The sequence below is a fragment of the Rhizobacter sp. genome (assembly GCF_031412495.1).
In the GTDB taxonomy this organism is placed as follows: domain Bacteria; phylum Pseudomonadota; class Gammaproteobacteria; order Burkholderiales; family Burkholderiaceae_C; genus Schlegelella_A.
This window is the reverse complement of the sequence record NZ_JANODC010000238.1, coordinates 1-5,441: the sequence shown is the minus strand read 5'-3', so window position 1 is coordinate 5,441 and position 5,441 is coordinate 1. Positions and strand designations below refer to the sequence as shown.

General features: G+C 68.9%; 6 protein-coding genes. 2 read left to right on the top strand and 4 right to left on the bottom strand.

Annotated features, from left to right (window positions below; genetic code table 11):
- A partial coding sequence (locus tag AC30N0_RS09105) for a Ku protein (protein ID WP_489517605.1) occupies positions 1-284 on the bottom strand: 284 nt, incomplete at its 3' end.
- 141 nt (positions 285-425) lie between these two features.
- On the opposite strand from AC30N0_RS09105, the gene AC30N0_RS09100 reads away from it, so the two are divergent.
- A complete protein-coding gene (locus tag AC30N0_RS09100) occupies positions 426-1,199 on the top strand; it encodes a glutathione peroxidase (protein WP_489517604.1) in 774 nt (257 codons plus the stop codon).
- 185 nt (positions 1,200-1,384) lie between these two features.
- On the opposite strand, the gene eat is transcribed toward AC30N0_RS09100, so the two are convergent.
- Positions 1,385-2,752 carry an ethanolamine permease gene (gene eat, locus AC30N0_RS09095; RefSeq protein ID WP_489517603.1) on the bottom strand — a complete coding sequence of 456 codons (1,368 nt, stop codon included), beginning with the start codon at positions 2,750-2,752 and terminating at the stop codon, positions 1,385-1,387.
- A 240-nt stretch (positions 2,753-2,992) separates the two neighbouring features.
- Between eat and AC30N0_RS09090 the strand changes: the two genes are divergently transcribed.
- A complete protein-coding gene (locus AC30N0_RS09090) occupies positions 2,993-3,511 on the top strand; it encodes a hemerythrin domain-containing protein (protein ID WP_489517602.1) in 519 nt (172 codons plus the stop codon).
- A gap of 27 nt (positions 3,512-3,538) precedes the next feature.
- Here the strand turns inward: AC30N0_RS09090 and AC30N0_RS09085 are convergent, their stop codons facing one another.
- Both AC30N0_RS09085 and AC30N0_RS09080 read right to left on the bottom strand, forming a co-directional pair.
- Positions 3,539-4,294: a TerC family protein gene (locus AC30N0_RS09085; RefSeq protein ID WP_489517601.1), complete on the bottom strand. Its 756-nt coding sequence runs from the start codon at positions 4,292-4,294 to the stop codon at positions 3,539-3,541.
- Positions 4,291-5,334, bottom strand: a complete 1,044-nt coding sequence (locus AC30N0_RS09080) for an adenosine deaminase (protein ID WP_489517600.1) — start codon at positions 5,332-5,334, stop codon at positions 4,291-4,293. The genes AC30N0_RS09085 and AC30N0_RS09080 overlap by 4 nt, the downstream gene beginning before the upstream one ends.
- Positions 5,335-5,441: the final 107 nt, after the last annotated feature.

The following is a 5,441-nucleotide window of genomic DNA, read 5'->3' as shown; positions in this document are numbered from 1 at the left end:
GCGGCCGACGCCGCGGCGCGGGTCGCCACCGGCGCCTGCGCGGCGACGGTTCGGAACGCCGCCGCCGGCGCAGGGCCGGGCCCCGGCCGCGCCGGCGGCAGGGCCCGCAGGTCCTCGACGACGGCCTCGGGCGCGGTGACGTACTGCTGGCGCACGCGCGCGCCGCCGCGGGCGCGCAGCTTGAACTGGATCGCCGACGCGCTTTCGGTGGCCGCGTACACCTTCACCGGGATCGAGACCAGGCCGAAGCTGAGCGAGAGCGAGGCGATCGAGCGCAGGGCCATGGCCGACCCTAGGCGGCCTGGCGCCCCCGCTGCATCGGACGACACCTACCGGCGCTGCCGGAAGACGGCCCGAGCGATTCCCTGCTCGCGGCGCAGGCTTGCGCGCCTGCCACAGAATCGCCCGAACTTCGAGAATCCGCGATGAGCCAGCAAGCACTGCAGAGCAAGGAAGGCCAGTCCGTTCCGGACGTCGCCTTCCGCATTCGCCGCAACGGCGAATGGGCGAAGGTGACCACCGATGACCTGTTCGCGAACAAGAACGTGGTCGTCTTCTCGCTGCCGGGTGCCTTCACGCCCACGTGCTCCTCGACCCACCTGCCGCGCTACAACGAGCTGGCGCCGGTTTTCCGCGAGCACGGCGTCGAGAGCATCGTCTGCGTCTCCGTCAACGACCCCTTCGTCATGGAGGAGTGGGGGCGCGACCAGGAAGCCGAGAACGTCCTGCTCCTGCCCGACGGCAACGGCGCCTTCACCGAAGCCATGGGGATGCTCGTCGACAAGAGCGACCTCAACTTCGGCAAGCGTTCCTGGCGCTACTCGATGCTGGTGCGCAACAAGGTGATCGAGAAGATGTTCCTCGAGCCGCAGAAGGAAGGCGACCCCTTCGAGGTGTCCGACGCCGACACCATGCTGCGCTACATCGACCCGAAGGCCAAGCTGCCGGACCAGGTCGCGATCCTCACCCGCGAAGGCTGCACGTTCTGCGCCCACGCCAAGCAGATGCTCAGCGAGGCCGGCTACGACTACGCCGAACTGCCCCTGCCCCACACGATCCGCAGCAAGGCGCTCGGCGCCATCGCCAAGGCCCAGACCGTGCCTCAGGTGTTCATCGGCGGCAGGCTGATCGGCGGCGCGGAAGATCTCGAGCGCTACCTCACCGAGGCCGGACACCGCCCGCGGGCGCCCGCCCGCTGAGCGGGCGGCACGCGTCAGCGGTCTACCGCGCCGCTCACCCGCCAGCCAGGCCGCCAGGTCGGCCTCCAGGCGGACGAGATCGGGCTCCCGGGTGTACATCATGTGCCGGTGTCGTAGCAGGGGTGCCGGATCGGGCCCGCACCTCGGCGGGCGCATCGATCTGGGCCAGCGACCAGTCGTTGGCTTCAGGCCGTCGCAGCGGCCACCGCGCCGCGCCGGCTGCCGGTGAGCAGGAAGTAGCCGTAGCCGAGCGCCATCAGGCCGACGAAGACCGCGAACACGAGGGCGTTGAAATACACCATCGTGCCGAGGCAGACGACGGCGGCAGCGAGGGCAAAGGCCGGAAAGAACGGGTAGGCCGGCGCGGCGAACGGCCGCTCGAGCCGCGGCTCGGCAGCGCGCAGCTTGAACAGGCTGGCCATGCTCAGGATGTACATGACGATGGCGCCGAACACCGACATGGTGACGATGTTGGCCGTCAGCGACTGGCCGCCGAAGGTGACGAGCTGGTCGCTGAAGATGGCCGCGATGCCGACGACGCCGCCGGCGAGGATGGCCATGTACGGCGTGCCGAGGCGCGGGTGGATGCGGCCGAGCAGCTCGGGCAGGTAGCCGGCGCGGGAGAGCGCGAAGATCTGCCGCGAGTAGCCGATGATGATTCCGTGGAACGAGGCGACGAGGCCGAACAGGCCGAGCCAGACCAGCATGTGCAGCCAGCCGCTGTCGCCGCCGACGACGATCTTCATCGCCTGCGGCAGCGGGTCGTTGATGTTGGCGAGCTTCGTCCAGTCGCCGACGCCGCCGGCGAACACCATCACGCCGAGGGCCAGCGCCACCAGCGTCAGGATGCCGCCGATGTAGGCGATCGGCACCGAGCGCTGCGGGTTCTTCGTCTCCTCGGCGGCCATCGCGACGCCCTCGATGGCCAGGAAGAACCAGATGGCGAAGGGGATCGCGGCGACGATGCCGGGCAGCGACGCGGCGCTGAACGTGTCGGCGCCGGACCAGCCGCCCTTCACGAAATTCGCTGCCGAAAAACCCGGCGCCACCACGCCCATGAACACGCAGAGCTCGAAGATCGCGACCAGGGTGACGACGAGCTCGAAGCTCGCCGCGATCGTCATGCCGGCGATGTTCAGCGCCATGAAGACGAGGTAGGCGCCGAAGGCAATCCACTTCGGCTCGAGCGCCGGGTACTGCACGTTGACGTAGGCGCCGATGGCCAGCGCGATGGCCGGCGGCGCGAAGACGAACTCGACCAGCGTGGCGAAGCCGGCGACATAGCCACCGGTGGGCCCGAAGGCACGCCGGCTGTACTCGAAGGGCCCGCCGGCGTGCGGGATCGCCGTCGTCAGCTCCGTGAAGCTGAAAATGAAGGTCGTGTACATCAGGGCCACGAAGCCGGCGGTGACGAGGAAGCCCAGGGTGCCGGCCGAGGCCCAGCCGTAGCTCCACCCGAAGTACTCGCCGGAGATCACCAGCCCGACGGCGATGCCCCACAGCTGGAAGGTGCCGAGCGTCTTGGGCAACGTGCGTGGGGTGGCGGCGGTCATGGGCTTCTGCTCCCGGCGGCGGCGCCGCGATGCGGATGATGCCCCTTCCCGGAGGCCCGAGAGCCGTCAGGCGAGCACGGGCTCACCTCGCAGCGCCTCTGAGGTTGCCTTGGGATCTGCTGCACCCCCAGACGGTGATGCGGCATGGAGCCGTTCAGCCCGACGGCCGGCTCGGGCATATCCATTGCCGCACTGGGGGAGCCGTTGCGCCGCAACGCCATCCCAACGCAAGGAGGCCCCATGGCCGAAATGTTCGAAAACGCGGACCTCGACGAGATCGAGGAGGACGAAACCGAAGGCAACCAGGACGCCGTCTCGCTGCTCACGGCCGACCACGCCGAGGTCCGGCAGCTGTTCGAGGACTATCGCCAGCTGGTCGAGGAAGACGGCGACCTCGAGGAGAAGCGCGCGCTCGCCGAGCAGATCTGCGTCGCCCTCGCCGTCCACGCCGACATCGAGGAGGAGATCTTCTACCCGGCGATGCGCGAATCCATCGACGACGACCTCCTGCTCGACCAGGCCGAGGTCGAGCACGCCTCGGCCAAGGACCTCATCGCCCAGATCCAGGCCATGGACCCGGACGATGCGCTCTACGACGCCAAGATCCTGGTCCTGGCCGAGTACGTCGAGCACCACGTCGAGGAGGAAGAGAGCGAGATCTTCCCGGCCGCCGAGAAGTCGGGCATCGACCTCGAGGTCCTCGGCGCCGAGCTGGCCGAGCGCAAGCAGGAGCTGATGAGCGCCGTCGAGCAAGAGTAGGAGCGGCCCGCGGCAGTCCGCGCCCTCTCAGGGCGCGGGGTCGTCGCCGTAGGGCGAGCGCAGCCTGGCCGGGGCGCTGGCGCGCTTGCGCAGCCTGAGGTTCAGCATTTCCACGCCGAGCGAGAACGCCATCGCGAAGTACACGTAGCCCTTCGGCACGTGCACGCCCATGCCCTCGGCGATGAGCACGACGCCGATCACGACGAGGAACGACAGGGCCAGCATCTTGATCGTCGGGTGGTCGGAGACGAAGCGGCCGATGGGCCGGGCGAACAGCAGCATCAGGCCGACCGAGGCGACGACCGCAGCGATCATGATCGCGATTTCGTCGACCATGCCAACGGCGGTGATGATGGAGTCGAGCGAGAACACCATGTCGATCAGCATGATCTGGACGATGACGCCGCCGAAGGTCGCCGTGCCGATCGCCGCCTTGTGGCCCTCGACCCCTTCCAGCGACTGGTGGATCTCGCCCGTGCTCTTCCAGATCAGGAAGAGGCCGCCGCCGAGGAGGATCAGGTCGCGACCCGAGATCTCCTGGCCGAGCACGGTGAACAGAGGCGCCGTCAGGCCGACCAGCCAGGCGAGGAGAAGCAGCAGGCCGAGCCGCATGAACATCGCCATGAACAGGCCGATCCGCCGGGCCCGTTCGCGCTGCGCCGGGGGCAGCTTGTCGACCAGGATCGAGATGAAGACGATGTTGTCGATGCCGAGGACGAGCTCGAGCGCGGTCAGCGTCAGGAAGGCGATCCAGGCCTGGGGGTCGGTGAGCAGCTCGGTCATCGGAAGGTCGTGAAGGTGGTGTGGAGGCGGGCCAGCATGTCGTTCTTCCGCGCCGCCGAGACGAAGCTGGCCTCGAAGCTGTTGCGGGCCAGCCGGTACGCCTCGGCGGCGCCGAGCTGCGGCAGGGCCGCGAAGGCCTCGACGAAGTTGTCGTTGATGTAGCCGCCGAAATAGGCCGGGTCGTCGGAATTGACCGTGGCCTTCAGCCCCGCCGCCAGCAGCTCGGCGAGGTTGTGCCCGGCCAGCGTCTCGAACACGCGCAGCTTCAGGTTCGAGAGCGGGCAGACGGTGAGCGCCACGCCCTCGCGGGCGAGCCGGGCGACGAGGGCCGGGCTCTCCATGCAGCGCACGCCGTGGTCGATGCGCTCGGCGTGCAGCACGTCGAGCGCGCTCTCGATGTAGGCCGGCGGCCCCTCTTCGCCGGCGTGGGCAACGCGGCGCAGGCCGAGCGCCCGGGCGCGCGCGAAGACCCGCTCGAACTTCTCGGGCGGGTGGCCTCGCTCGCTGCTGTCGAGGCCGACGCCGATGAAGTGCTCCCGGAACGGCAGCGCCGCGTCCAGCGTCTGCAGGGCTTCGCCTTCGCTCAGGTGGCGCAGGTAGCAGAGGATGAGCGAGCTCGTGACGCCGAGCTCGCGCTCGGCGCGCGCGCAGGCGCCGGACAGGGCGCGGATGACCGCGCCCATCGGCACGCCGCGCGCGGTGTGGGTCTGCGGGTCGAAGAAGATCTCGGCGTGGATGACGTTGTCGGCCGCGGCACGGACGAAATAGGCCATCGCCATGGCCTCGAAGTCGCTTTCGTCCAGCAGCACGCTGGCCCCGGCGTAGTAGATGTCGAGAAAGCTCTGTAGGTCGGTGAACGCGTAGGCAGCGCGCAGCGTCTCGACGTCAGCGTAGGCGAGCGCGACGCCGTTGCGCTTCGCGAGCTCGAAGATCAGCTCGGGCTCGAGCGAGCCTTCGATGTGGATGTGCAGTTCGGCCTTCGGCATCGCCCGCAGCAATTCGGGCAGGCGCGATCTCGGGATGGCGTCGAAGTCGATCATGGAAGGCGGCTCTCAAGCGGAAGGTTCGGAAACGAAGAAGGCCGCGCGAGGCGGCCTTCGTGACGAATCGGAAGGCAGCCGTCCGGGCTGCCACCGATGCTACTTCG

Excerpts from the sequence above, each read along its gene's own strand:
- AC30N0_RS09100 (WP_489517604.1), top strand. The coding sequence starts at position 426 with ATGAGCCAGCAAGCACTGCAGAGCAAGGAAGGCCAGTCCGTTCCGGAC.
- eat (WP_489517603.1), bottom strand. The coding sequence starts at position 2,752 with ATGACCGCCGCCACCCCACGCACGTTGCCCAAGACGCTCGGCACCTTC.
- AC30N0_RS09090 (WP_489517602.1), top strand. The coding sequence starts at position 2,993 with ATGGCCGAAATGTTCGAAAACGCGGACCTCGACGAGATCGAGGAGGAC.
- AC30N0_RS09085 (WP_489517601.1), bottom strand. The coding sequence starts at position 4,294 with ATGACCGAGCTGCTCACCGACCCCCAGGCCTGGATCGCCTTCCTGACG.
- AC30N0_RS09080 (WP_489517600.1), bottom strand. The coding sequence starts at position 5,334 with ATGATCGACTTCGACGCCATCCCGAGATCGCGCCTGCCCGAATTGCTG.